This is a genomic window from Nitrosomonas sp. (assembly GCF_019752415.1).
In the GTDB taxonomy this organism is placed as follows: Bacteria; Pseudomonadota; Gammaproteobacteria; order Burkholderiales; family Nitrosomonadaceae; genus Nitrosomonas.
In genome coordinates this window covers 1-25269 of record NZ_JAIEME010000046.1, presented here as the reverse complement: position 1 = coordinate 25269, position 25269 = coordinate 1, and the positions used below count along the sequence as shown (strand labels likewise).

Below are 25269 nucleotides of genomic sequence, written 5' to 3'. Positions count from 1 at the left end.
CCTCATTCAATCTGTAGTGCATCTCTGAAAATCCAAATTTCGTCACAGCACTTTGAATTTTTAGAGGCGCCCTGTAACCAACAAACCTTTAATGCGGCGTTTTTACAGTTACAAAACTACACTTTCAGTTTATCGATATAAGGATCTTTTGTTCTTTTTCAAGCCGCCTAGAAAAATTTCCAAACACAGCGGCTGGTTTTATCGCACACGCCGACGACGCAACCCAAAAATGATCGCGGCAGGCACCAGTAGTAGTGAAACAACCCAGAGCCAATGACGTTTAAACCATTCCGATGGATTTGCCTGGACAGAAAAACTCGCTTCGGCAAGATCCAGAACTTTGGTACTCTGCTGGCCATTATTTTGCGTTAAGAGATGCAGTTGGAATTTTAAATCATGAGACCCCGACGATTCCGGTGTCACACGCCAGCGCCAGTTGGCAGTACCGCGATAAGCGGAGAGTTGCTCTTGCGGCCCTTGCTTGTCGATCTCAAAATCCTCACCGGAAATTTCAGCTTTCATGTCGTGCGACACCACACCGGTAATTCCCTGTATTGCAGTGCCTTCGGATGGCATTGAAACAGTCTCATTTAGAAGCCGAGCAAACTTTTTTGTTTCCAGATTTAAAGCCACGTCAAAAGGCTCATACTGTTTAACCGTTGCTGGAATCGTAATCGCCGCGCTATCAATCGGTATTTTCATCATCAGCGTATTAATAAATTGCTTTTTAGCCGAAAACATATGCATAAAAGAATTGACCGAGAAGGGCACGACTAATAAAACCAGCAATAACGCGGCCGGCATAATCAGATTAAAATTCAAACCGGATTCAGGTTCAGACTTGCGCATGATTTCTCCAACTGTTTATTCATTCACAGTGGCAAATCATATCATTCTTGAGGAATTAGTTGAGCGAATCAGGAATATGGAATGAGTATTTGCATGCGGAAAGTAACCTATAAAATCGCTTATTTTACTTTTGGCACTGAAAGTAAAATATGAAAGATCTTATGTTACTTTGATTGGACTTCGACTCAGTCGGCGCAATAACATTGCGCCCTACCTTGCTGACCCCATTTATGCAGATGGAATGAATGAAGTTCATCAACATAGAAAGCTTCAGACATTTTGGGATGTTGAGTATAAATGTTGATTTATACTGCTTGGTTTCAGTTTAAGAATCTTGTTTTATTTCCTTTTTCTTCTTCCATGTGATTGTTCCGAATGTACCGATATATGCGCCAATAAAAGCGGCTGCTATGTAAATTTGGTTCTCTACATAATTCGTGACCGTAAATGCGGTGACCAGAATAATCATGGCTGACCAGAATGCAGCGGGGTGTGCCTTTCTTTCTTCCACATCGATGAAATAGAGTGTCCAGCACACATCGGCGAGTGCCATTGCAGCCATGATTAATAAAAACGTAACGATTGAGAATTCCATATAACTACCTTAAAAAAACAGGGTGCCGGATTAATCGGCCTGTGTGCGGTGATAGGTTGTTTCATCTTCTTGTTTCTTTGCCGGCAGTCAGCATAAACCAGGGATATTAAATCACCAATAATGTTGATGGTGCCTGTAATCGATTGGAATGATTGGTTTTGGATAAACGCCATTCACAAATCCGATGACTTTACCTTGATAGCGGGTTTGACCACGGATCGACAAATGGCCATTATTTTCCGTGATTCTCAGGCTACCGCCAAGTGAATTCGTAACGATCGGCAGCGCTGTTCCGAATACCTTGGTTGCAACAAAAGCACTTGCCGCGCTTCCAGTTCCGCAGCTCAAGGTTACATTTTCAACACCCACTTCATATGTGCGCACGACAATGCCTTCTTGATCGCGCCAGATAAAATTAACATTAATACCTTCCGGATGGCCAACGAATTCGCACAAAGATCTATCTTCGCGCAGGGATCTACCAAATATTCTGGCATTCTCTGTTGAAATTTCCGAACCGATCACTACCAAATGCGGTACGCCGGTAAAAACATAATGAAGCTGATCGCTAATCTGCCGGTAGTCCCGTGCTTCGCCTAAATCCACCTCGGTGAGATCGTCAATTACACCGACCGCTTTCTGACCGTCACCAGTGTCGATCGAAAATTTGTCATTTGCCACATAGGTATCGCGGAAATAACGCGTTGCACACCGCAAGCCATTGCCGCACATTGTTTCTTCGGTGCCATCGCAATCAAATATTTTCATCGATGGCATCTTTCGTAATCGATTCACATCAACGAAAAGGATGCCATCGGTTTCATGCTGCGCCGCCAGCGCACTTGAAATCAGCGATCGATCAAACCCCGCCAGAGGTGTTTTCATTTCATCGACTACTAAAAAAGAATTGCCACATCCATCCATTTTTGTTGCTTTAATTCTCATGATTGACACGCCCCGTTTTTGTATTAGTTTTTGAACATCTAATAAAAATTACGACTACTCGGCTCAGCTTTGCGGCCGATATCCCATTCGCCTTGTGAGATGCGCCTGGGCTACACCCGGAATAAATTCATCTTGCACAATGCCGGTCAAGGAAAAGCCGTTTCTCAGATAAAACCGTAAACTTTCGTTGGCGTCGGCATCGGTCACGACATTAAGGATCTTTCCTCCCTGTTGTTCGATCTCGGCGAAAATGCTGTCCAGCATAAGAGAGCCATATCCTTTGCCGCGATGTTGTGTATCAACCGCAAGCGTCAACAAGTGATACGTATCAACCGTCCGTTTAGCAACCGCATAGCCGACAGGCTCGCCATTGTCCATCGCGCAAACGCCAAAACTCTTGCCGCGCGAGATGTCTTCAAATTCATCCTGAATGGCAGGCTGGTACATGGCGCCGATATCCTGTAGCGCAATCTTCACAAGGCTCGGATACAATTCTTTCGAGATAGGCACAATCATGATGCTTGCACTCCGGTTTGGTTTCCTAACAACGTATATGTCCGGCCACGATGGTTGATCGTTCCCGCTGTCGCTGCCTTGTTAATGGCAACATTCGCTAATCCCTCGAGCAGTTCTGTTTTGCCTGTGAGCCGTTCCGAATAGAGCGGGGAAAGCCGTTGCACTGCGGTATGGACAATCAGCGCAATCATATCGTTATGTGCAATATTGGCATGCCGGCACATGTTGGTAAGATCGGCTTCGGTTGGATGAACGCCTGGAATCACATTGGCTTCCAGAAAATACAGTTGGCCATCCCGTTCGCGAAAATCCATGCGGTTGTAGTCGCGCACTTCCAATGCTTCGTGCGCTTCGATCGCAATCTTCGCGTAGCTTCTTGCTTTTTCAGTCCAGGTAAGATGCGAGATATATGGATTCTCAATGTCTTTTACATGCGGATCGCGCACATGGGGTTGTCCTGGGATTTTTGCGAAATCGATTTCCAAGATTGGCAGCACATAATTGCCGATAAGACCAATCGTATACTCGTTACCCGGCAGGAATTCCTCGACTAGCGCCGCTTCGTTGAATTGTGTGTGCACCATGCTCACAGCCTCATCCAGCTCCGCCATGCTGTGTACTTTGCTTTTTTGGCTGATACCGATGCTGGTTCCTTCACTGTAGGGCTTCACCATCAGTGGAAAAGACAAATCCTCGAGACGATCACCGGGCAACATGAGTTGGAATCGCGCTGTCGGCACACCGTCATACGCAACGATTTTTTTTGCTGTTGCCTTATCCATTTTATTGATGAAAGTTTTGGGGCTGCTACCGGTATAAGGAATGTGTAAGTGTTCGCAAAAGAAGGGAACAATGGCTTCGCGTAATTCTTTTTCATCGAGGCCTTCGGTGTTATTGAAGACTAAATCGATATGATCCTTGCGCTTCTCGAGCTGATAATAAATATCAGGCCCCACATCAATCAATTCCACACTCGCACCGGTGCGTTCCAGCGCTGCCGTCACTGCTGCGATGGTAGCCGGGCCTTCGAACTCACCATAACGCTCGTCTTCCATCCATGGCTTTCTGACATTACAAGTGTAAGCAATATTGATTTTTTTCATAATAAGGGAGGTGTGCGCATATTAAAGATCATTTTATGTAAGGCAATGTCTTTATTGTTAAAATAAAATATGACCGCAATAAGAAGAAGGGGAATTAACGAAACAGATTGTTATTCGTTGACAGATCTAACATGCTGGCCAAGAATAATTATTATCTGGCGAAATAATTCATGGGCTAGCAGGCCATAAAACGTTTTCGGGGCAGTCGGATGCAAGGAAAAAAAATGGTTCATCCGGCAAGTGCGTACTTTCAGTTTCAACCGACAAGAACATAATTGGCTTCATGAAGCGACATAATTTTGAGTTTAAAGAAGGCTATGTAGTCGCCCCTGAAAAAGTATCAAACAACAGTTATTCTGGAAAAGCTACTCGAGAAAACTGTTGCCTACTAAAATGCATGCCCCGGTAGTTTAAATTTCCATCAAGGAATCCGATAAGCTTGCAGTTTTCGCCATGGGAAAAAGAGCCAAGAAATGGCCAGCAGCCATTGTTTTAGATTCCAGGCGGCAGCAATCATCAGCAGGTTGATGCGATCGCCGATAGCGCCTTTCAGATAATTCTTTGCCATTCGATAATCCGACTTCAGGTGGCCGATAATGGGTTCAATCGCGGCACGCCTCTTGCACTGTTTTCGCTTCTTGTCTTTCTGGTACCGGGTATCCTTCTTTAATGCCTTGCCAGGCAAAATGAGCTGAGTTTCATTGACTTCACGTTTGCCGCGGTAGCCGCGATCGCATACGGCTTGCTTGGCTGCTTTCCCGCGCGAAATCTCAACAATCACCGGGGAAACGCGTTATTTCATCAGTAGTCTGAGCGCCAATAATCCGGCTAAACTGGAACATGCTGTTCGCGCTCATTGGCTATCGAGAACAATTTACATTGGGTGCTTGATATTGCTTTTGATGAAGATAGCAACCGGACACGCAAAGGCCATAGTGCAGCCAATCTTGCCACTATCAGACATATTGCTTTAAACCTGATAAATAAAGAAAAAATATCAAAAGTCGGTGTAAAAATAAAACGATTAAAGGCCGGTTGGGATAATGATTTCTTGCTCCGCATTATTGGAGTAATTTAAGCCCGATTGCCCTGTGTTAATAGACAGATACAATTGCAATCATAGGACAAATGCGCCTTCTGAGCCGATAATGATCAATGAAAGTGATTGTTCGCGTGATTTCAGCAAGGGAATGACTAAAAAATATCGCGATACTCACAAAAAAATCAGAAATTGTAACGAATTTGATAATTCGTTGAAATCCGGGATCGATACGTTTTAATGAAGGGTTTCGCTTTTATTGCGAAACCCAGCCTTATAATTAGGGTATCGGTTTAGTCTGATTGCCCATCTGATTTATCATATTTTGTAAGGGTGTGTTAAATTCTTGAATGGGCGGATAGATCACCACTTGCGGTGCCACGTTCGCGACAACGGCTAGTACAGGATTTTGCCAGATTTTCTTTTTTCCGTTGTCCCCAAGCAAACTATACTCGTCATACAGAACCCAAGTAACTATGACAGCTTGTTTGTCAGTTTTAGGGAATTTTTCAGTTACTTTACGTGTACGCCATTCCTGTTGATCCTGCTTAGACTCGGTTCTCTCGATGTTCTCTTGCTTATAAGCGTATTCCAGACTGCCTTTTGCGGATGCCACCTTATCCTTGCCCTCAACCTCAAGCTTGCCTGTGAAACCTTGGGATACTGTCTTTTTCAACTCGTCCAACGAAGATTGTGACATTCCAATATAGTAGGTAATTTCCACCGTTTTTTCGCTAAGGCCGATCGGTATGATATTGTCCGCCTTCCAATATCTCCATCGTTCAAGCGTGTACCACTCCTCATTCTTACCTTGACTTATTTTGTTAGTGTAGAGAGGGTCATCGACCAGCAAGTAGGATATTCTCTCCCAGCCAATCTTAATTCTCTCAGACTCAGTTCCAACAGGCCCCGGACCATTTATGTTGGTGATTGGTGGTGGTCCTATTTTTTCAATTTCGGCTACTTTATCATCCAGAAAATAAGGCGTTGTACTCCCAATACATTCGATTGGTTCGAATTTAAAGAGTTGATAATCGTTATTGGTATTGCTCCAGCGCTGGATGGAACCAGTCCACCCAACGGAAACAAATTCGCTCTTCGTCGGTTCCTTGATCTTCAGATAATCTCCGTTCGGATCCACGAACCTGAATGTTTGAGTATCATCATCGGCCTTCGTCCATCTGAGGATGCTCCCGTTGCTTCCAACCGACATGAATTCACCATTGGAGACAGTCATGATTCGATACTTCAAAGACTCCATTACTTCCGATTTATCAGATGGCATACTCGGATCAACCGGATAGACGATCCATTTTTGTGCGTTTTTACCTGTTTTTTCCCACCTAAGAATATTACCGTCATCCCCAACGGATACATATTCATTCTTTGATTTTGTTTGAATATTGAACCGGCACCCCTTAGCTATATTATTTATCAAATCATCGACCGAATTAGCTCGACCCTCGTTAGGCAGGAAATTTGTACTGACAGCTACAACAAGCAAGCAATATTTTACAATTTTTTTCATCATCCTTACTCCTGTGTGTTAAATGTAGTTGCCTTAAAAAGTCAAGGCTTACATAGAAACTGGTTAGTATTTGTCGCGTATAGGAATAATATTCGCTTTTTTCGCCAAAACCACAAAAGATCATTATATATCAATTGGTTAAGTTTTATATTTGATATTCTTGTTTCCTTTTTCCATCCTTTCATTGTCAGGCGATACAGCACGTCAGCAAATTCAATATGTAAAGGCCGTCCCCACATTACATTCTACGTATATTTAAACATAACAAAAATGTAATGGTATTAACCATACTCCTTGAGTTCCTTCCGCGCCATCAAATAATCCGGATAAACACTCCCCACCAATTTCCAAAATGCCGAAGAGTGATTCATTTCAATCAAATGCGACAGCTCATGCGCGACAACGTAATCGACCAGATGCAACGGCATCTGGATCAAACGCCAATTCAGGTGAATGATGCCGTTGCTGTTGCAACTGCCCCAGCGGGTTTTGGCGCGTGACAGGCGGAATGGGGGTACGGGCAGATTGAGTGCCTGCGCGTACACTATGATACGCTGCTTGAAGCAGGTGATTGCTTGCTGGCCATACCAGGCCATCACGAATTTTTCGATTTGACCGGGGTTAAGTTGCGCGGTGAACTGTTCCACCAATGCCGCATCCGCCGCAGCATTGGCAGATTGGCAGGCCATTTGTATTTCACCCGATGGTTTCAGCGCGATGCGCCATGGTTCACCCAGTAATGGGTACATGGCATCATGCGTCCAGGTTAATGCGAGATGTTTTTTGCTTTCCCAATGTTTTAGCTTTTTCGTTATCCAATCCGCTTTTTCCTGCAGAATGTTTTCAACATTGGGGATCGAGGTTTGTAATGGAACGCTGATACTCAAGCCATGACTATCAATTTTTAAACCAATGGATTTTCGCTTACAACGCTTGAGTGTGTAAGTAATTTCCAGACCATTTAGAATGGTTTGCGCGAACACTTTTATGGGTTTTTCTGGTTCTGCTGGCTCTGCTTGCTGATCCGCAGCATTTCATCCTCAATCCAGGCTTCCACTTTGGCATTCAGTTCACCGGCTTCCATTCCTGTGGAGTCGATCGGTTCGCCGATACTGACGGTGATCGTGCCGGGGTGTTTGACGAAAGAATTTCTCCCCCACAACTCACCGGCATTATGCGCGACCGGCACTACCGGCACATTGGTGTGCGTCGCCAGCCATGCGCCGCCGATGCGATATTTGCCGCGCTGCCCCGGTGGGATGCGCGTGCCTTCCGGAAATATCACAATCCAGAATCCTTGGCTTAGCCGGTCTTTGCCTTGTTCAACAATTTGTTCCAAGGCCTTTTTCTTGGCGCTCCGATCGATCGCGATGGGGCTGGTCATCGCCAATCCCCAGCCAAAAAAAGGAATACGCAGTAATTCTTTTTTCAGCACCCACACTTGCGGCGGAAAAATTTTCTGGAAAGCCAGCGTTTCCCAGGCCGATTGGTGCTTGGAAATCACGATGCTCGGCGTTTTCGGGATATTTTCCGCGCCGATGATTTGATAGCGAATGCCGCACAGGTGCCGCAGCAGAAACAGCATGATCATTGTCCAGCTGGAGGTGACGCGATAGCGGTTATGCGGCGATAACGGGAAACAGGCTAGTGTCAGCAAGGCATACGGCGGCGTAATGATGATTTGCAGCAACATGTACAGTGCTGAACGTAAAACTGCCACTGTCATTCCTCTCCAGCCAGCGCGTCAGCCACGGCGGCCAGATTCTCAAAAATCTGCGTCCCGGCGGGAATTTCTTTCGCGGTGCGCGTTGTTTGTCCGTTGCCGGTCAGCACCAGCATCGGTATGGCACCGACTGCGGCGGCGGCCTGAAGATCTTTTAATGAATCACCGACTGCCGGCGCATTCTTTAAATTAACCCCATAGCGCTGCATGATTTCATCCAGCAAACCCGTTGCCGGTTTACGGCAGGAACATTTATCCGCGCTGGTATGCGGGCAAAAAAATATGGCATCAATGCGCCCGCCTGCTTGATTAACCGCCTTGTACATTTTGTCATTAATGGCGTTGTAAGTTGCCATGTCGAGTAACCCGCGGCCGATACCCGATTGATTGGCGGCGATGACCACGCGATAACCGGAATGCGTCAGCCGGGCAATCGCATCCAGACTGCCAGGAATAGGAATCCATTCCTCCGGTGTTTTGATAAATGCGTCACTACTCTGATTAATCACACCAGTTTGGTCGAGGATGATCAGTTTCATATTAGGTCGCCAGTTTTGAAAGATCGGCTATCCGATTCATGATTTGGTGTAACTGTGCCAGCAAGGCAAGCCGGTTATTGCGCAATGATTCATTTTCAACGTTCACCATCACATGATCAAAAAAAGTATCGACCGGTGATTTCAGCGCGGCGAGTATTTGCAGCGAAGCGGTGTAGTCGCCTGCAGCGAAGGTTTTTTCCGTTTCCGGTAATATATCCGTCAATGTCTGATAGAGCGCCTGCTCGGCGGGCTCTTGCAGCAACCTGGAATCCACTTCGGCACTGATGCCGCCTTCCGTTTTTTTAAGGATATTACCCACCCGCTTGTTGGCTGCCGCAAGACTGATCGCTTCCGGTAATGCCGAAAAAGCACGCACGGCGGCGAGGCGTTTGGGGATATCGCTGAGCTGTTGCGGATTCAAACTGAGAACAGCGTCGACTTCTTGGGCGGTGTAGCCTTGCTCGCGCAAATTGCCCGCGAGGCGTTCATAGATAAAAGTTCTTAATTCTAAACCTGATTCCTTTCCAGCAGCATGATCACTAAATTTAGTCTTGCTATTAGAATTAGGAGAAACAAGAAAACTAACTTTGTTAATTTGAAAGATAGCGTTATAAATCAAATCATTTAAATTAAGTTTTAAATCTTTTTCAATCAAAATTCGAATGACGCCCAATGCGTGACGCCGTAATGCAAATGGATCCTTGTCGCCGGTCGGAATTTCTCCAATACTGAACATATTGATCAAGGTTTCTAGTTTGTCCGCGAGCGCCAGACAAATACCAACGGAATTGCGTGGCAATGCATCACCAGAAAAGCGCGGTTTGTAATGATCTTCGATCGCAAAGGCAATATCGTCGCTTAAGCCTTCGTGTTGTGCGTAATAGCGCCCCATGATGCCCTGCAATTCCGGGAATTCACCGACCATGTCGGTCAATAGATCAGTTTTGGACAGTGTGGCGGCTTCGTTAGCTTGGCTAGTTAGTTCTACACCACCCAGTTGTTGTGCAATCGTCTTTGCAATTGCCCGGACATAATGCATTCGTTGACCCTGCGTGCCCAGCTTATTGTGGTAAACCACCTTGTCCAGCCCAGGCACACGTGAAGCCAGCGTTTTCTTGCGGTCTTGATCGAAGAAAAATTTGGCATCGGCCAAACGCGAACGAAGCACGCGCTCATTCCCGCCAATGACCAAACCGGAATCGGTTGGCCGGATATTGGAAACCAGCAGAAACTTGTTGGCCAGTTTTCCCTGCGCATCCAGCAGCGGAAAATATTTCTGATTCGCTTTCATGGTCAGAATCAAACATTCTTGCGGCACTTTCAGAAATTCCACGGCAAATTTTCCGACCAGAACATTGGGATGCTCGACTAATGCGGTGACTTCGTCCAATAACGCGTCATCATCAACCGGGGTAAGATTTTCCTTGGTCGCTGCAGCGTTAAGCTGACAAACAATTTCTGCCCGGCGCTCAGCAAAACCGGCAATGACAGCGCCTTCGGTTGCCAGTTGCTGCGCGTAACTATCCGCATTGTGCAGCACGATGGGATTTACTTTTGCCTCAAACCGATGCCCCTGTGTTTCACGCCCGGCTTGCAGCCCCAGAATATTAACCGGAACGATGTCCGCGCCATGCAAGGCTATCAATGCGTGCACAGGACGTACAAAATTAACGCTGCTCCAGCCATCCGCTAACTGATATGTCATCACCTTGGGGATCGGTAATTTACCGATCGCTTCTTCTAACGCTTTTTGCAGACCATCGGTTAATGGCGTTCCTTTAACCGTACTGTCCCAAAATAATGTTTCCGTTTTACCTTCCATCACGCGCTTCAACTGCGGCACGACCGATGCATCGGCACCCAGGCTCGCCAGTTTTTTCAATAACGGCGGTGTCGCCTGGCCTTGCACGTCCAGTCCGACGGTTGCCGGCATCAATTTCTGAGCGACCGCTTTATCGGCTGCTTGTGCTGCCACATGGGTAATATGGACCGCCAGTCGCCGCGGCGAAGCATACGCTGTGACCTGCGCATCCTTCGACACGAGATCCTGTGCTTTCAAGCTGGCGGTTAATAATTCCGCAAAGCTGTTACCGAGCTGCTTCAGTGATTTTGGGGGTAATTCTTCGACCAATAATTCGACGAGCAGGTTTTTGGTCATGATGCGGATTCCTGCATATCCGGTATTTGCGCAACCCATTCACGAGGTGCCAGCGGGAAAGGTGGATTGAGGTTTTTACGGCTGTCGTAATAGGCTTTGGCGACCTGCCGTGACAGATTGCGGATGCGCCCGATATAGGCGGCACGTTCGGTGACTGAAATGGCGCCGCGTGCGTCCAGCAGATTGAACGTATGCGCCGCTTTCAGCACTTGTTCGTAGGCTGGCAATGCTAATTGCTTCTCGATGAGATGATTGGCTTGGGCTTCGTGCTTGCCAAAAGCCAGAAACAGAAATTCGGTATCACTGTGTTCAAAGTTATACTTGGATTGCTCCACTTCGTTTTGATGGTACACATCGTGGTATGTCAGCCCCTTAGTCCAGACCAGATCAAACACGCTTTCCACGCCTTGTAAATACATCGCCAAACGCTCTAATCCGTAGGTAATTTCACCGGTAGCCGGTTTGCAATCAATGCCGCCGACCTGCTGGAAATAGGTAAATTGCGTCACTTCCATGCCGTTGAGCCAGACCTCCCAGCCCAGCCCCCAGGCACCCAATGTAGGATTCTCCCAATCATCCTCAACCAGACGTACGTCATTTTGCATTAAATCAAACCCGAGTTCGCGCAACGAATCCAAATACAAATCCAGAATATTTTTTGGTGCCGGTTTGAGCACCACCTGAAATTGATAATAGTGTTGCAAACGATTGGGGTTGTCGCCATAACGCCCGTCTTTCGGTCGGCGCGCCGGTTGCACATAGGCTGCTTTCCAGGGTTCGGGACCCAAAGCCCGCAAGAAAGTGGCGGTATGGCTGGTTCCCGCGCCGACTTCCATATCGTAAGGCTGCAAAATGGCACAACCCTGCTTGTCCCAATAGCGCTGCAAGGTAAGAATAATTTCTTGGAAAGTAAGTGTTGCCATGAAGAACCTGGATTAAACCAGCACCAAAATAAAAATTAATCGGATTTTACAGGGTTTTCCGTCTGGCACGGAAGGCGGATATCAATCCGATGCACAATAACAAGCCGGCAAGTCCAAGCACCGGGTAATTGCCGGTACGCACATAGGGCGTAGCGCCGGTGAAGCCTTGCGCCAATCCGTGCAGCGCTGCGGTGGTGAAAATCTCGATGGTTTGCAATACCCTGCCGCGTTCATCGATAATCGCGGTCACCCCGGTATTGGTAGCACGCAGCATATAGCGGCCGGTTTCCAAGGCGCGCATTTGGGAAATTTGCAAGTGTTGCTGCGGCCCGATCGAGCGTCCGAACCAGGCATCGTTGCTGACATTCACCAGCATTGTTGCCTGTGGTAACTGATAAATAATTTCTTCGCCAAACACATCTTCGTAACAGATATTGATCGCAACCCGTTGCCCCGCCAGATCCATCGGCTGTTGATCCAAACTACCACGCGAGAAATCCGATAGCGGTATTTTCAGCACCTCAATAACCCAACCGAATATCGGTTTTAACGGAATGAACTCACCAAAAGGAACCAGGTGGTGTTTGCGATAACGCTGTTCCGGCGCAGAGCCGTAGCTGAACATCGTATTATAATAGTCATCGCCGTCATCGGTCGTACGCTCAGCCAAACCAATCAAGACATCGCCATTGTTATTTCTGGCATGTGCGGCAAGATGCGCTAAATAGGATTGCGGCACAACATCGCTAAAAAGCGGAATGGAAATTTCCGGTGTCACGATCAACCGGCTGTCACTTTCCAGAATCAGTTTAGCGTAAGTCTCCATGGTATTCTCGAGATGATCATCCCGCCACTTCATATTCTGAGCAATATTGCCTTGCAGTAAGCTCACCGTGACCGGCTCACCAAGTGGTTTAACCCATTCAATCGCCTGCAGACCAAAACCGCCGAACCAGATCAGCATCAAGGGCAACCCATAGCGCCAATTTCTTAGCCCTTTATCAATCCAGAAGAACAGCAAGGCAGCACTAAACACCACGACCATGGAAATGCCATAAACACCGATGATTGGTGCAAAACCCGCCAATGGGCTAAAAGGCGCTTGTGAATAGCCCAGCGTTAACCAGGGAAAACCGGTAAACAGATTGCCGCGCAACCATTCAAACAGCATCCACAGCGCAGCCGCGGCCGATGCCCAGACGAGCGGCGAAGTGCGGCGAAACTTGGTCAAGATCCAAAAACTAAACGCAGGAAATAGCGACAGGTAAGCGCAGAGTATAATCAGTGCCGTAACAGCGGCCGACACTGGCATTGCGCCAAAGTCGTGCAAGCTGACATAAATCCAAGTCACTCCTGCACAAAATAATCCCATACCAAAACAAAATCCAAGTAGCGCTGCTTGCAGAGAAGTCCGGCTTTTGTGGCAAAATCCTAACAACACTGCCAGCGTGATTGCTGGAACGGGAAAAAGATAAAATGGCGCAAAACCGAGCACAGTCAGCATACCCAGTAAAAAAACAATAAGCAGTTTGAGGTAAGGATTCTTCAATTGAGTCAAATTTGGAAAAGGGTTTTGGTAGAGATAAGCCGCAGACTAACTGATAATTATCAGTTTCAGCCTAAAACCACTATGAACTTTCATGATTTAATGTTGTTCTCAGCATTTGCCTTATCATAAATTAATCGGTGACCGCTATGCGCACAATTTTAATCTTACTTTACGTAGCGACAGTAAATATTGCTGTATCCTAAATAATTATTTATTCACTTTATTACCAGTATAAAAGTAGAATATGCGAATTATATTGAATAAAACCAGGCTAGAAACCAAGCGCTTTGCTGAATCAAGCATGATATAAGCGCTATGATTTTATGGTTTCTACAGATGCTGCAAAAAAGGTGTACGTTTTTATCTTATATTTGAAAATCAATCGGATTTCTCATGAAATTTAAAATTCTATGCGTGTTATTGCTATCCGGACTCACTGCCTGCGCGCAGATTCCCACTAAGGAGGAGGTAGAAAAAACCGGAAAATCCGCTGAGCAAGAAGATATCAGTCAGCTCAATTTACCCAAACAAGAGCTGACCGCGCCTATTTTGTTTGATTTCTTAGTCGGTGAAACTGCATTGCAGCGCGGCAATCTTGAAATTGCGGTCAGCCGCTATGTCAAGCTAGCCAAGACAACACGCGACCCCAGAATTGCCAAGCGCGCAACCGAAATTGCCCTGCACGCAGGAAATCCATTTGCAGCAGAACAAGCTGCGGCAATGTGGGTTGAGTTAGAGCCTGATTCGACGGATGGTCGCCAAACCATTGCGGCACTGTTGGTGAATATAGGAAAACTGGATGCCGCACGACCGCATCTTGAGAAATTGTTGGCTTCGGAAAAAGACAGTATTGGCAATGCATTTATGCAACTCAATCAATTACTGTCACGGAATAAGGATAAAGTAGCAACACTGCAGTTAATACAGCGGCTTTCTCAACCTTATACGGATGTTCCGGAAGTACATTTCGCAATTTCTCAGGCAGCGTGGTTTGCCAATCAGCACCCCCTTGCCGCAGAAGAAATGCAGCGGGCACTCACCTTACGTCCCGGATGGGAAATTGCGGCCGTTCATAACGGAAGAATATTACAACGTATTTCAAGTACCGATGCGAGTGAATTCTATCGGGACTATCTGAAAAAATATCCTGCAGCCAATGAAGTAAGAATTGCTTATGCCCGGGTATTAATCGGTGACAACCATACGGATCCAGCGCGAGAACAACTGCAATGGTTATCGGAAAAGAATCCGGAAGATGCCGAGATTACGTTGGCAGTCGGACTGTTAGCCACTGAAATGGGTGATTTTGACATCACAGAAACAAGTTTTAAAAAAGCGCTGAGTCTGGGCTATAAAGATACCAATGCTGTGCATTTTCACCTAGGCCAGATTTATGAGGAAACCAAACGCCCCGATATGGCAATGGCATCCTATCAAATGGTAAAAAGCGGTGGCCGCTATTTGCCGGCACAAATACGCTATGCAGATCTACTGGCGCTAAAGGGTCATCTGAAAGAAGCCCGCGAGCACCTACAGAAACTTCCGGCAGCCAATGATCAACAAACAGCACATTTAATATTGGCGGAAGCGCAAATTTTACGCAGATCGAAAGCGCATAGAGAAGTATTTGATTTGCTGAATGATGGCCTTAAAAAATTGCCTGATTATCCCGAGTTGCTCTATGATCGTGCTTTGGCAGCCGACAAGCTTGGCAAGTTTAGTATTCTTGAGAAGGATTTGCGTAAACTGATCAAGCTCAAACCTGATAATGCGCACGCCTACAATGCGCTAGGCTACAGTCTTGCTGAGCGTGGCGCACAATTACCCGAAGCACTGAAATTAATTAGAAAAGCAGTTGAGCTTTCCCCGGAGGATCCCTATATTATGGACAGTCTGGGCTGGGTATACTATCGTATGGGTAATTTTGTGGAAGGATTGAATTACTTAAATCTGGCTTTTGCAGCCCGCCCGGACGCAGAAATCGCGGCACACCTGGGTGAAGTGCTTTGGGCAAAAGGCGCCAAAGACAATGCCAAAGATATTTGGCGCCATGCCTTAGAAAAAGATCCCGAAAACGATGTATTGCTTGAGACGCTGCAGCGCCTTTTAAAAAAGAAAACCATTGATTAAACTTTTCTAATGATTCGGTTTTGGTGTTTTGGATAACTTAATTGAGCAGTACCATTGATCCCTATAAATAAAGAACTTCCCGTGCAGCTATCAATAGATTCTCAAAAATGCTAAATACTCCTCCAGCACTTGAATTTAAGAGCAGTACTTTTTTTGCGCCGATTTTGATTCTTTACACGCATGATATGGTTGCAATCGAGCAAACACTGCAAGAGAAAATTAACCTGGCGCCCGAGTTTTTTAGAGATTCGCCGTTGATTATCGATTTGCGTGAACTAAACAAGTTAAATCAGGATCTGGATTTTGTTCAGATAACACAGCTATTGCGCAGAATAGGTTTTTTCCCAGTGGGTATCCGTGGCGGAAATGAGCAACAAAATAAGCAAGCACGCACATTATCAATTCCGATAGACACAGTCCGTGAACAAGGCAATTCAATCACAATTGGCGAAGCACAAAAGCAAGAAGCTGCTCCGGAAGTAACCGCTGCTGCCAAAGAATCTATCAGTCCTATCGCTGCTCCACCACAGGCACCCGTAGCAGCAACATTGGTCACTCAGCCGATTCGATCGGGGCAGCGTATCTATGCATCCGGTGATTTGATCATTCTGTCCCAGGTTAGCGCAGGCGCCGAAATTATGGCTGAAGGCAATATACATGTCTATAATACACTGAGGGGACGCGCGTTGGCGGGTGTGCATGGCAACACAGCTGCCAGGATATTTTGTTTTGACTTGCAAGCAGAGCTTATTTCAATCGCCGGGGATTATAAAACCAGTGAAGATTTAAACAAGCAGACATACAAAAATCCGGTGCAAATATATTTGCAGAATCATGCTTTGATCATTAAAGAGATTGCTTAAGACCAAATAGCAAAGGAGGCTCAATTGGCAAGAATTATAGTTGTGACATCGGGCAAAGGTGGCGTTGGTAAAACAACAACAAGCGCAGCGATAGCCATGGGACTGGCAAAAGCCGGCCACAAGACGGCCGTTATTGATTTTGATGTGGGTTTAAGGAATCTGGATTTGATCTTAGGGTGTGAGCGGCGAGTTGTCTATGACTTTATCAATGTTATCAATGGTGAAGCCAGTCTCAACCAAGCACTCATTCGTGATAAAAACTGCAATTTACTTTATATTCTCCCTGCTTCTCAAACACGCGACAAGGATGCACTGACAGAAGAAGGTGTTGGCCGGGTATTAGACGAATTATCCAAAGATTTTGAATATATTGTTTGCGATTCTCCTGCGGGGATTGAAAAAGGTGCAAACTTGGCGCTTTATTTTGCGGATGATGCCTTTGTTGTCACCAATCCGGAAGTTTCTTCGGTAAGAGACTCCGATCGTATGTTGGGTATTTTATCCAGCAAATCACGGCGAGCAGAACGCAATGAAGACCCCATCAAAGAATATTTGTTACTTACCCGGTATGATGCTGATAGAGTCAAATCAGGAGAAATGCTGAGCCTTGAAGACGTACAAGAAATTTTATCCCTGGAATTATTGGGTATTATTCCTGAGTCAAAATCAGTTCTGTCCGCATCGAATGCGGGTATTCCGGTAATTCTCGATGAAAAGAGTGAAGCGGGTCAGGCTTATGCCGATGTGGTAGCGCGATACTTAGGAGAGAAACGTCCACATCGATTTATTGATGGTAAACACGGATTTCTCAGGAGGCTTTTCGGAGGAAGAAAATGAGCTTACTGGATTATTTTAGATCATCTAAACCTAAAACTGCATCAGTCGCCAAAGAGAGATTGCAAATTCTTGTTGCGCACGAACGCAGCTATCGTAATCAACCTTCCTATCTACCGCAATTGCAAAAAGAGCTACTTGAGGTTATCCGTAAATATGTAAATGTAGATCAGGACGCGATATCAGTTAATTTTGAGCAAGATGAGAATCAGGAAACACTGGAACTCAATATCGTGCTGCCTGATTATCAACAAACCAATAAGACCATCAATAATTGAACTGAGGCTTATCCCGTGCACATTGGTAATTTATGAATTGATATCAGCTAGTTTTAACATTAAATTGAAAGATTTTAAATTACCGGTGAATGGGTTAAAAATTAATCCGTGGAACCTTATTCCCGGGATTTTGATAAGCTGCATTTTCGCGCTTTTTTCCGGTTGCGCAACACTACCCAGTCAAATCAAATCTGACGCGGTTGTCAAAACCATTTTGACTGAGCCTGCTGCAAATGCCCAAAATGTTTCAGCCGCTGATTTTAATATCCTCGGCAGGATATCCATCCAGGATGAGAAACAAAGTTTCTCCGGCAGCTTCCGCTGGCAACATCTGGCAACAAGTGATGAAATTCTATTATTTACACCGCTGGGCCAGGCGGTAGCCGAAATTACAAAAGATGACGAGGGTGTGCGCTTGATTACCTCAAAGCTTGAGGCCTTTTATGCGACGGATGTGGAGAATCTGACGCAAGAGATTCTGGGTTGGCGCATGCCGATCAATGGTTTGCAATACTGGATACAAGGCACACATTCGCCAGTTACCGCAGCGGAAAAAGATCTGGATAACAAAGACCGGATTGTAGCGATCCGGCAAGATGGCTGGCACATTCACTATAGTAGCTTCGCTCCTGCGCAGATAAATCCAATACCGCTTCCCAGAGTGTTGAATTTAGTCTATCAGAACCTAAAAATCAGACTGGTAGTCGATGACTGGAAAGTCGAGTAAATTTTTCTTACATTAAAGTCATAACCATCTAATTTTTAAATTAATTCATGCCTACTTTCCCTGCCCCGGCGAAACTGAATCTTTTTTTACATGTCATCGGTCGCAGGCAGGATGGTTATCATTTATTGCAAACAGTTTTCCGGTTTTTGGATTTCTCTGATCAATTAAGTTTTAGTTTGCGCGCAGATGGCATTATCAAATTACTTAATCCCATTGCCGGCGTTCCAGAAGATAAAGATCTGTGTGTCCGCGCCGCCAAGTTGCTGAAGCAGCATACGGGAACTGCACAAGGTGCCGATATTTTTCTGCAGAAGCAGATTCCAATGGGGGGAGGGTTAGGTGGCGGAAGTTCTGATGCAGCAACCACTTTGTTGGCATTGAATCAGTTGTGGGAACTCAATTTAAGCCGCGAGCAATTGCTTGAATTAGGACTTCAGTTAGGTGCCGATGTCCCTGTTTTCATTTTCGGACAAAATGCCTTTGCAGAGGGAATTGGTGAAAAACTGGCCCCCATTAATCTGCCGCCTGCGTGGTATCTAGTACTTATACCACCGGTCCAAGTCTCGACTGCGGAGGTTTTTGCAAGTAAGGAATTGACACGCAACACGATACCCATCAAAATACCGCCCTTTTCTGTCTGGCAAGGTCATAATGATTTGGAATTAGTAGTTTGCCAAACATATCCTGAAGTGGCGAGATGTTTGGAGTGGCTAAAGCGGCTAGAAAATACTACAATAGCGGCAATGAGTGGTTCAGGTGCTTGTGTATTTGCTGAATTTGCGACGGAGCTGGCAGCCCAAACCGCTTTTGCAAAAATTCCTGATGGTATGAAGGGCTTTGTAGCAAAAGGATTAGCTTGTCATCCCATGCACAAGTCAGTGGAATAAAGATTTTGGGGAGTCGCCAAGTGGTAAGGCACCGGATTTTGATTCCGGCATTCGTAGGTTCGATCCCTACCTCCCCAGCCAGTTTATTTTTCAGAAACAAAGCTTGTTGCATCAGACTCCGGATCGTCAAAAACAACTCACTTTAACAAGACAGACGAGCGCTCCTTTTTCCAAACTGATTATCTCAGAGAAATAACATGTCTTATGACAGTCTGATGGTTTTTACCGGTACGGCCAATCCCCAATTAGCGCAGGATGCCGTCAAGCATCTCAATATCCATCTGGGGCGTGCCACTGTTGGACGCTTCAGTGACGGTGAGATCATGGTGGAAATCCTTGAGAATGTGCGCGGAAAGGATGTTTTTGTACTGCAGTCCACCTGCGCACCGACCAATGACAGCCTTATGGAAATACTGGTCATGGTAGATGCCCTGAAACGTGCTTCTGCTGCCCGTATTACTGCTGCAATCCCGTATTTTGGATATGCACGTCAGGATAGAAGACCGCGCTCTGTTCGTGTACCGATCACAGCCAAAGTAGTGGCCAATATGCTAACCACAGTTGGTATTGATCGATTGCTCACCATGGATTTACACGCAGATCAGATTCAGGGGTTTTTTGATATTCCTGTCGACAATATTTATGGTATGCCCATTTTACTGGGGGATATCTGGAAGCATAATTATCAGAATCTGATGGTGGTATCGCCTGATGTCGGCGGTGTAGTTCGTGCCCGGCAACTCGCCAAGCGGCTGGAATGTGATCTGGCAATCATCGACAAGCGGCGCCCAAAACCCAATGAAGCGAGAGTCATGAACATTATCGGTGAAGTGAAAAACCGCACCTGCGTGATTATCGATGACATGGTGGATACCGCCAATACCTTATGTCAAGCAGCACAAGCACTAAAAGAGCACGGCGCAAAATCAGTGATTGCGTATTCCACGCACGCAGTATTATCAGGCAGCGCAGTAGAACGCATCCAGAACTCAGCGCTGGATAAACTGGTGGTCACTGACACCATACCTTTGCGTGAAGATGCCATGGCTTGTGATCGTATTTCCCAGTTAAGCATCGCCAATCTACTGGCAGAAACCATGTTACGTATCAGTAACGAGAGCTCATTAAGCTCATTATTTATGGAATAAGTTGATTCCGTTTTTTTAACCGGTTTGTTTGGTCGCGAACAAATCATAATTATGGAGTAGTAAAGATGAAAATAGAAATCAGTGCAGATAAGCGCACATTGCAGGGAAAGGGTGCGAGCCGCCGCCTGCGTGGTTCTGGTAAAGTACCAGCAATCATCTATGGTGGCGAACAAGAACCGCAGTCTATTGAAATGGATCACAATGATTTGTTTCACAAGCTTAAACTGGAAGCTTTCCATGCATCGATCTTGTCGCTAAGTGTCGAAGGGAAAAAAGAACAGGTCTTGTTACGTGATATACAAATGCACCCTTTCAAGCATCAAGTGTTGCATGTAGATTTTCAGCGCGTTGATAAAAATCAGAAAATACACATGAAAGTTCCATTGCACTTTATCAATGCAGAAAATTCACCCGGTGTAAAAACCTCCGGCGGTATTGTTACGCACATCCTTACCGAAGTCGATATCAGCTGTTTGCCAGATGCCCTGCCAGAATTCATTTCAGTGGATTTGGTTGAACTGACTGCAGGACACACACTTCACTTAAGTGATTTGGTGCTGCCCAACGGAGTTGAAATTGTTGCATTGACCAAAGGCGATAATTCGCCGGTTGCAACGATTGTGATTCCGCGCTCCGTGCTCTCCGATGAAGCTGCCGGTGAAGAAGCAGGCGCAGAAAAAAAATAGTTTGATAAGCAAAGAAAATATTTAACTGATCTGGAAATCTGACAAATCTGCTGGGATAAAACACATACCGGCAGATTTTTCTTTTATGAATCCGTTTTTACAGCAGCCGGATAATTTTTCACCATGAAACTTATCGTTGGATTGGGTAATCCAGGCAGAGAATATGCGGGTACACGGCATAATGCCGGTTTTGAGTGGGTGGATCGATTAGCCCAAATGCTGCAAGTACCCCTAAAGCCGGAAGCACGATTTCATGGATTGTGCGCACAAGTCCGCCAGAAAGAGTTGGATTTGTGGCTACTGGAACCACAAACCTATATGAACAGAAGTGGGCAATCGGTCATTGCCTTGTGCCAATTTTATAAAATTCAGCCGGACGAAATAATCGTTGTCCACGATGAACTGGATTTACTCCCGGGCATCGCCAAACTGAAGAAAGGCGGCGGTTTGGGTGGTCATAACGGCCTCAAGGATATTGCAGCAAGATTGGGTACTCAGGATTTCTGGCGATTACGAATCGGCATCGGTCATCCGGGTGATCGTAATGCCGTGGTTGATTATGTATTGCACCCGCCTAGAAAGGAAGAAGCACAATTAATTGATGAAGCCATAGTCAGAAGCCTGGAAGTATGGCCACTCATTGCGCAAGGCGCTTGTGAAGCCGCCATGCTGAAATTACACACAAAAGCCTAAAATCCAGTAGAAACTTTCATACAATCGTTATTTAATCCATTTTGATGAGAATCCGGTCATGAGTCTTAAATGCGGAATCGTGGGTCTTCCCAATGTCGGCAAATCCACCTTGTTTAATGCATTGACCAAAGCGGGAATTGCTGCAGAAAATTATCCTTTCTGTACGATAGATCCCAATATTGGCATAGTCGAAGTCCCAGACCCGCGCTTGCAAAAACTCAGCGAAATCGTCAAGCCGCAGAAAATTCAATCAGCGATCGTCGAATTTGTCGATATCGCCGGATTGGTCGCCGGTGCGTCCAAAGGCGAAGGTCTGGGTAACAAGTTTCTTGCCAATATCCGGGAAACGGATGGCATCGTCAATATGGTGCGCTGCTTCGCAGACGATAATGTCATACACGTCGCTGGCAAGGTGGATCCGATATCGGATATCGAGGTTATCCAAACCGAATTGGCTCTGGCTGATCTCGCCACCGTAGAAAAAGCCATTCAGCGCGAATCCAAAGTGGCCAAATCCGGTAATAAAGACGCCATTAAACTTTGCGCTTTCCTCGAGACGGTACTGGCGCATCTTGACCAGGGCAAACCAGCCAGAACAATGGACTTGGATAAAGAGCAGAAACTCTTATTGCAACCGCTTTGTTTATTAACCGCAAAACCGGCTATTTATGTGGCCAATGTGGATGATCACGGCTTTGTAAATAATCCCCTATTAACCCGCGTCGAAGAATACGCCGCACAAGAAGGCGCTCCGGTAGTCGCCATATGCGCCGCGCTGGAAGCAGAAATTGCAGAACTGCCTGACGAAGACAAGAAAATCTTTTTAGCGGATCTCAATCTCGAAGAACCCGGACTCAACCGTCTGGTGCGCGCAGGTTATGAATTACTCGGACTACAAACCTACTTCACCGCCGGTGTCAAAGAAGTCCGTGCCTGGACGATCCACAAAGGCGATACCGCGCCACAGGCAGCCGCAGTCATTCATACCGATTTTGAGAAGGGCTTTATCCGCGCCGAAGTGATCAGTTATGAGGATTTCATCGCCTACAACGGCGAACAAGGTGCCAAAGAAGCAGGCAAGATGCGCCTCGAAGGTAAGGAATACATCGTCAAGGACGGCGATGTGATGCATTTCCGGTTTAATGTTTGATTGATATGTCGCAAAAACTTGAAATTTGCGACATATTCGATTGACCTGTCGCTGCGAACGACATAAACTGACGACGTGTCGCAAAAATGTAAAAATTAAACCATGACTGCTTGGCGCCCGGATCAACCATACAACGACCTTCCGCCGTTGCCTCCCGCAGCCGATCTGGAAACACGCACGGTGCTGAAGCAGTGCATTGCTGCCCGAGCAGCGCTGGCAGAACTCAAGCAAGCAGCCGAGCTCATTCCAAACCAGGGCGTTCTGATCAATGCCCTACCGCTGCTCGAAGCCCAAGCCAGCTCGGAAATCGAAAACATCGTCACCACGACGGACCGGCTGTTTCAGTTTCAAAGCGCAAATGAGTATGCCGACCCAGCGACACGCGAAGCCCTGCGCTATAGCAGTGCACTGCTGGAAGGGTTTCAGGCATTAAAGCAGCACCCGCTGAACACCCGCACCGCAGAACAAGTATGCACTCGCATCAAGGGCATCGACATGCTAGTGCGGCGGGTTCCCGGAACGGCACTCGCCAACCAGGCAACGGGAGAGGTGATCTACACCCCGCCCGCCGGAGAAGACTTGTTGCGTACCAAATTGGCCAACTGGGAGCGTTACTTGCATGAGGCGCGCGATGTCGACCCGCTCATCCGTATGGCAGCCGGGCATTATCAATTCGAGGCGATTCATCCGTTCACCGATGGCAATGGCCGCACCGGACGCGTACTAAATAGTCTATTTCTGATCCAGGAAGATTTATTGACGCTGCCGATTCTTTACCTCAGCCGCTACATCATCAAGAACAAAACCGAGTATTACCGTCTGCTGCTCGATGTCACGCGCAACCAAGCATGGGAACCGTGGATTATCTTCTTACTGCAAGGCATCGAAGACACAGCACACTGGACCACCGCAAAGATTGCCGCAATCCGTACTTTGTCAGAACTGACAATTACCCATGTGAAGCAGGCGGCACCGAAAATCTACAGCCGCGAACTGGTCGATTTGATCTTCGATCTGCCTTACTGCCGGATTCAGAATCTGGTCGAAAAAAATATCGCTGGACGCCAAGCCGCTTCGCGCTATCTCAAGCAACTCTTAGAGATCGGCGTGTTGCAAGAGCGAACCGCCGGACGTGAAAAGTTGTTCATCCATCCCAAACTGATGCATTTACTGACGCGGGATGATAACACCGTGGTGCCCTATCCATAATGGCGAATGCATGATATGTCCGCACTAAAAAAATTGCTCGATAGCTATCGTCTCGCCGCCGTAACCGAGCGCGAAAAAGGCACTTACTTTGAAGAACTGATCCTGTGCTACCTGCGTAACGAAGCCAGCTACCGCGATCTGTACAGCGATGTTTGGACGTATGGCGAATGGGCAAAGCTGCAAGGTTTGGATAGCCGCGATACTGGCATAGATCTGGTCGCCAAAACCAGCACCGGCGAATATCACGCCATCCAATGCAAGCTCTACGCTGAAGATTACCGTTTGCAAAAAGGCGACATCGACAGCTTTTTTACCGCATCGGGCAAGAAAGCATTCACTCACCGCATCATTGTCAGCACGACCAATCATTGGAGCGAACATGCTGAAGACGCCTTGCGCGATCAGCAGCCGCCCGTCAGCAAGATAGACCTGCACGATCTGGAAAACAGCCAGATTGATTGGAGCCGATACCAGTCCAAAGCAGCGCCGGTGTTGAAAACCAGAAAGCAACTGCGCGACCATCAACGATATGCATTGGATGCCGTTACGCGCGGCTTGGCGGACACAGACCGCGGCAAACTCATTATGGCCTGTGGCACGGGTAAAACTTTCACCAGTCTGAAGATTGCCGAAGCGTTGGCAGGCGCGGGTAAGCGTGTACTGTTCCTGGTTCCCAGCCTGAACCTGCTATCGCAAACCCTGACCGAGTGGACGCAGGAAAGCGATACCCCGCTGCACAGTTTCGCCGTGTGCTCCGACAGCGACGTGGGCAAAAAGCGTAAGAAGGATGACGACACGGTTCAAACTTTCACCCATGAATTGCGCTATCCCGCCACCACCGAACCGGCAAGGCTGGCAACTGAAATGAGCAAGCGCCACGATGCCCAGCACATGAGCGTGGTATTCAGCACTTACCATTCCATTGACGTCATCAGCCGCGCCCAGCACGATTTTAATCTGGCTGATTTCGACCTGATTATCTGCGACGAAGCGCACCGCACCACTGGCGCAACTTTCGATAGCGAGGATGAAAGCGCCTTCGTCAGGGTTCACGATAGTGATTACATCCGCTCTGCCAAGCGGCTCTACATGACCGCCACGCCGCGCATTTATGGTGAAGTGGAGTTGCCCCCTTTGAACGGACACATTATGTTCTGTTTAAAGGAGAAGAAATATGACACAAAACTACAAACCTGC

At 46.7% G+C, this 25269-nt stretch carries 25 protein-coding genes, 1 tRNA gene and 1 pseudogene; 14 read left to right on the top strand and 13 right to left on the bottom strand.

All coding sequences use genetic code 11. The annotated features are described in order from the left end of the window. Positions 1 to 198: 198 nt before the first annotated feature. From K2P83_RS08620 to K2P83_RS08595, 6 genes and pseudogenes are all read right to left on the bottom strand, one after another. A complete protein-coding gene (locus K2P83_RS08620) occupies positions 199 to 849 on the bottom strand; it encodes a hypothetical protein (protein ID WP_292928264.1) in 651 nt (216 codons plus the stop codon). A gap of 325 nt (positions 850 to 1174) precedes the next feature. Continuing rightward, the gene (locus tag K2P83_RS08615) at positions 1175 to 1444 is read right to left on the bottom strand and encodes a hypothetical protein (RefSeq protein ID WP_292928262.1); all 270 of its coding nucleotides are present in this window, start codon (positions 1442 to 1444) and stop codon (positions 1175 to 1177) included. Between the two features lie 111 nt (positions 1445 to 1555). Beyond that, a complete protein-coding gene (gene dapF / locus K2P83_RS08610; RefSeq protein ID WP_292928260.1) occupies positions 1556 to 2389 on the bottom strand; it encodes a diaminopimelate epimerase in 834 nt (277 codons plus the stop codon). Positions 2390 to 2452: 63 nt separating this feature from the next. Further along, positions 2453 to 2905, bottom strand: coding sequence for a GNAT family N-acetyltransferase (locus tag K2P83_RS08605; protein ID WP_292928258.1), 453 nt, complete (start codon positions 2903 to 2905; stop codon positions 2453 to 2455). Next, positions 2902 to 4008, bottom strand: coding sequence for a hypothetical protein (locus K2P83_RS08600; protein ID WP_292928256.1), 1107 nt, complete (start codon positions 4006 to 4008; stop codon positions 2902 to 2904). Before K2P83_RS08600 ends, K2P83_RS08605 begins: the two co-directional genes overlap by 4 nt. A gap of 421 nt (positions 4009 to 4429) precedes the next feature. Further along, a pseudogene (locus K2P83_RS08595) lies at positions 4430 to 4783 on the bottom strand (transposase); the annotation flags it as partial. Positions 4784 to 4891: 108 nt separating this feature from the next. On the opposite strand from K2P83_RS08595, the gene K2P83_RS08590 reads away from it, so the two are divergent. Beyond that, positions 4892 to 5086 carry a hypothetical protein gene (locus tag K2P83_RS08590; RefSeq protein ID WP_292928254.1) on the top strand — a complete coding sequence of 65 codons (195 nt, stop codon included), beginning with the start codon at positions 4892 to 4894 and terminating at the stop codon, positions 5084 to 5086. A 241-nt stretch (positions 5087 to 5327) separates the two neighbouring features. Here the strand turns inward: K2P83_RS08590 and K2P83_RS08585 are convergent, their stop codons facing one another. From K2P83_RS08585 to lnt, 7 genes are all read right to left on the bottom strand, one after another. Continuing rightward, positions 5328 to 6578 (bottom strand): hypothetical protein, encoded by a 1251-nt coding sequence (locus K2P83_RS08585; protein ID WP_292928252.1) that lies wholly within the window; start codon positions 6576 to 6578, stop codon positions 5328 to 5330. Between the two features lie 278 nt (positions 6579 to 6856). Then, positions 6857 to 7558, bottom strand: coding sequence for a SprT family zinc-dependent metalloprotease (locus K2P83_RS08580; protein ID WP_292928251.1), 702 nt, complete (start codon positions 7556 to 7558; stop codon positions 6857 to 6859). A 2-nt stretch (positions 7559 to 7560) separates the two neighbouring features. Continuing rightward, entirely contained in the window at positions 7561 to 8301 is a 741-nt protein-coding gene (locus K2P83_RS08575) for a lysophospholipid acyltransferase family protein (protein WP_292928249.1), read from the bottom strand. Next, a complete protein-coding gene (gene gmhB, locus K2P83_RS08570) occupies positions 8298 to 8837 on the bottom strand; it encodes a D-glycero-beta-D-manno-heptose 1,7-bisphosphate 7-phosphatase (protein WP_292928247.1) in 540 nt (179 codons plus the stop codon). Before gmhB ends, K2P83_RS08575 begins: the two co-directional genes overlap by 4 nt. A 1-nt stretch (position 8838) precedes the next feature. Then, entirely contained in the window at positions 8839 to 10995 is a 2157-nt protein-coding gene (gene glyS, locus K2P83_RS08565) for a glycine--tRNA ligase subunit beta (protein WP_292928245.1), read from the bottom strand. After that, entirely contained in the window at positions 10992 to 11918 is a 927-nt protein-coding gene (glyQ, locus tag K2P83_RS08560) for a glycine--tRNA ligase subunit alpha (protein ID WP_292928243.1), read from the bottom strand. The genes glyS and glyQ overlap by 4 nt, the downstream gene beginning before the upstream one ends. 46 nt (positions 11919 to 11964) lie before the next feature. After that, positions 11965 to 13422: an apolipoprotein N-acyltransferase gene (gene lnt, locus K2P83_RS08555; RefSeq protein WP_292928266.1), complete on the bottom strand. Its 1458-nt coding sequence runs from the start codon at positions 13420 to 13422 to the stop codon at positions 11965 to 11967. 438 nt (positions 13423 to 13860) lie between these two features. On the opposite strand from lnt, the gene K2P83_RS08550 reads away from it, so the two are divergent. From K2P83_RS08550 to K2P83_RS08490, 13 genes are all read left to right on the top strand, one after another. Beyond that, entirely contained in the window at positions 13861 to 15597 is a 1737-nt protein-coding gene (locus K2P83_RS08550) for a tetratricopeptide repeat protein (RefSeq protein ID WP_292928241.1), read from the top strand. Positions 15598 to 15704: 107 nt separating this feature from the next. Further along, complete coding sequence (gene minC, locus K2P83_RS08545; RefSeq protein ID WP_292928239.1) at positions 15705 to 16460, top strand: septum site-determining protein MinC; 756 nt, start codon at positions 15705 to 15707, stop codon at positions 16458 to 16460. Positions 16461 to 16484: 24 nt separating this feature from the next. Next, positions 16485 to 17297, top strand: coding sequence for a septum site-determining protein MinD (gene minD / locus K2P83_RS08540; protein ID WP_292928237.1), 813 nt, complete (start codon positions 16485 to 16487; stop codon positions 17295 to 17297). Continuing rightward, a complete protein-coding gene (minE, locus tag K2P83_RS08535; RefSeq protein WP_013967381.1) occupies positions 17294 to 17572 on the top strand; it encodes a cell division topological specificity factor MinE in 279 nt (92 codons plus the stop codon). Before minD ends, minE begins: the two co-directional genes overlap by 4 nt. A gap of 64 nt (positions 17573 to 17636) precedes the next feature. Beyond that, positions 17637 to 18299 (top strand): lipoprotein insertase outer membrane protein LolB, encoded by a 663-nt coding sequence (gene lolB / locus K2P83_RS08530; RefSeq protein ID WP_292928233.1) that lies wholly within the window; start codon positions 17637 to 17639, stop codon positions 18297 to 18299. Between the two features lie 47 nt (positions 18300 to 18346). After that, positions 18347 to 19186: a 4-(cytidine 5'-diphospho)-2-C-methyl-D-erythritol kinase gene (gene ispE, locus K2P83_RS08525; protein WP_292928231.1), complete on the top strand. Its 840-nt coding sequence runs from the start codon at positions 18347 to 18349 to the stop codon at positions 19184 to 19186. 6 nt (positions 19187 to 19192) lie between these two features. Next, positions 19193 to 19267 (top strand) — tRNA-Gln (locus K2P83_RS08520). A 116-nt stretch (positions 19268 to 19383) separates the two neighbouring features. Continuing rightward, the gene (locus K2P83_RS08515) at positions 19384 to 20334 is read left to right on the top strand and encodes a ribose-phosphate pyrophosphokinase (RefSeq protein WP_292928229.1); all 951 of its coding nucleotides are present in this window, start codon (positions 19384 to 19386) and stop codon (positions 20332 to 20334) included. Between the two features lie 65 nt (positions 20335 to 20399). After that, a complete protein-coding gene (locus K2P83_RS08510) occupies positions 20400 to 21020 on the top strand; it encodes a 50S ribosomal protein L25/general stress protein Ctc (RefSeq protein ID WP_292928227.1) in 621 nt (206 codons plus the stop codon). Positions 21021 to 21143: 123 nt separating this feature from the next. Further along, positions 21144 to 21713 (top strand): aminoacyl-tRNA hydrolase, encoded by a 570-nt coding sequence (gene pth / locus K2P83_RS08505; RefSeq protein WP_292928225.1) that lies wholly within the window; start codon positions 21144 to 21146, stop codon positions 21711 to 21713. A 58-nt stretch (positions 21714 to 21771) separates the two neighbouring features. Then, positions 21772 to 22863: a redox-regulated ATPase YchF gene (gene ychF, locus K2P83_RS08500; RefSeq protein WP_292928223.1), complete on the top strand. Its 1092-nt coding sequence runs from the start codon at positions 21772 to 21774 to the stop codon at positions 22861 to 22863. 102 nt (positions 22864 to 22965) lie between these two features. Beyond that, positions 22966 to 24072 (top strand): protein adenylyltransferase Fic, encoded by a 1107-nt coding sequence (fic, locus tag K2P83_RS08495; protein ID WP_292928221.1) that lies wholly within the window; start codon positions 22966 to 22968, stop codon positions 24070 to 24072. A 15-nt stretch (positions 24073 to 24087) separates the two neighbouring features. Further along, a partial coding sequence (locus tag K2P83_RS08490) for a DEAD/DEAH box helicase family protein (RefSeq protein ID WP_292928219.1) occupies positions 24088 to 25269 on the top strand: 1182 nt, incomplete at its 3' end.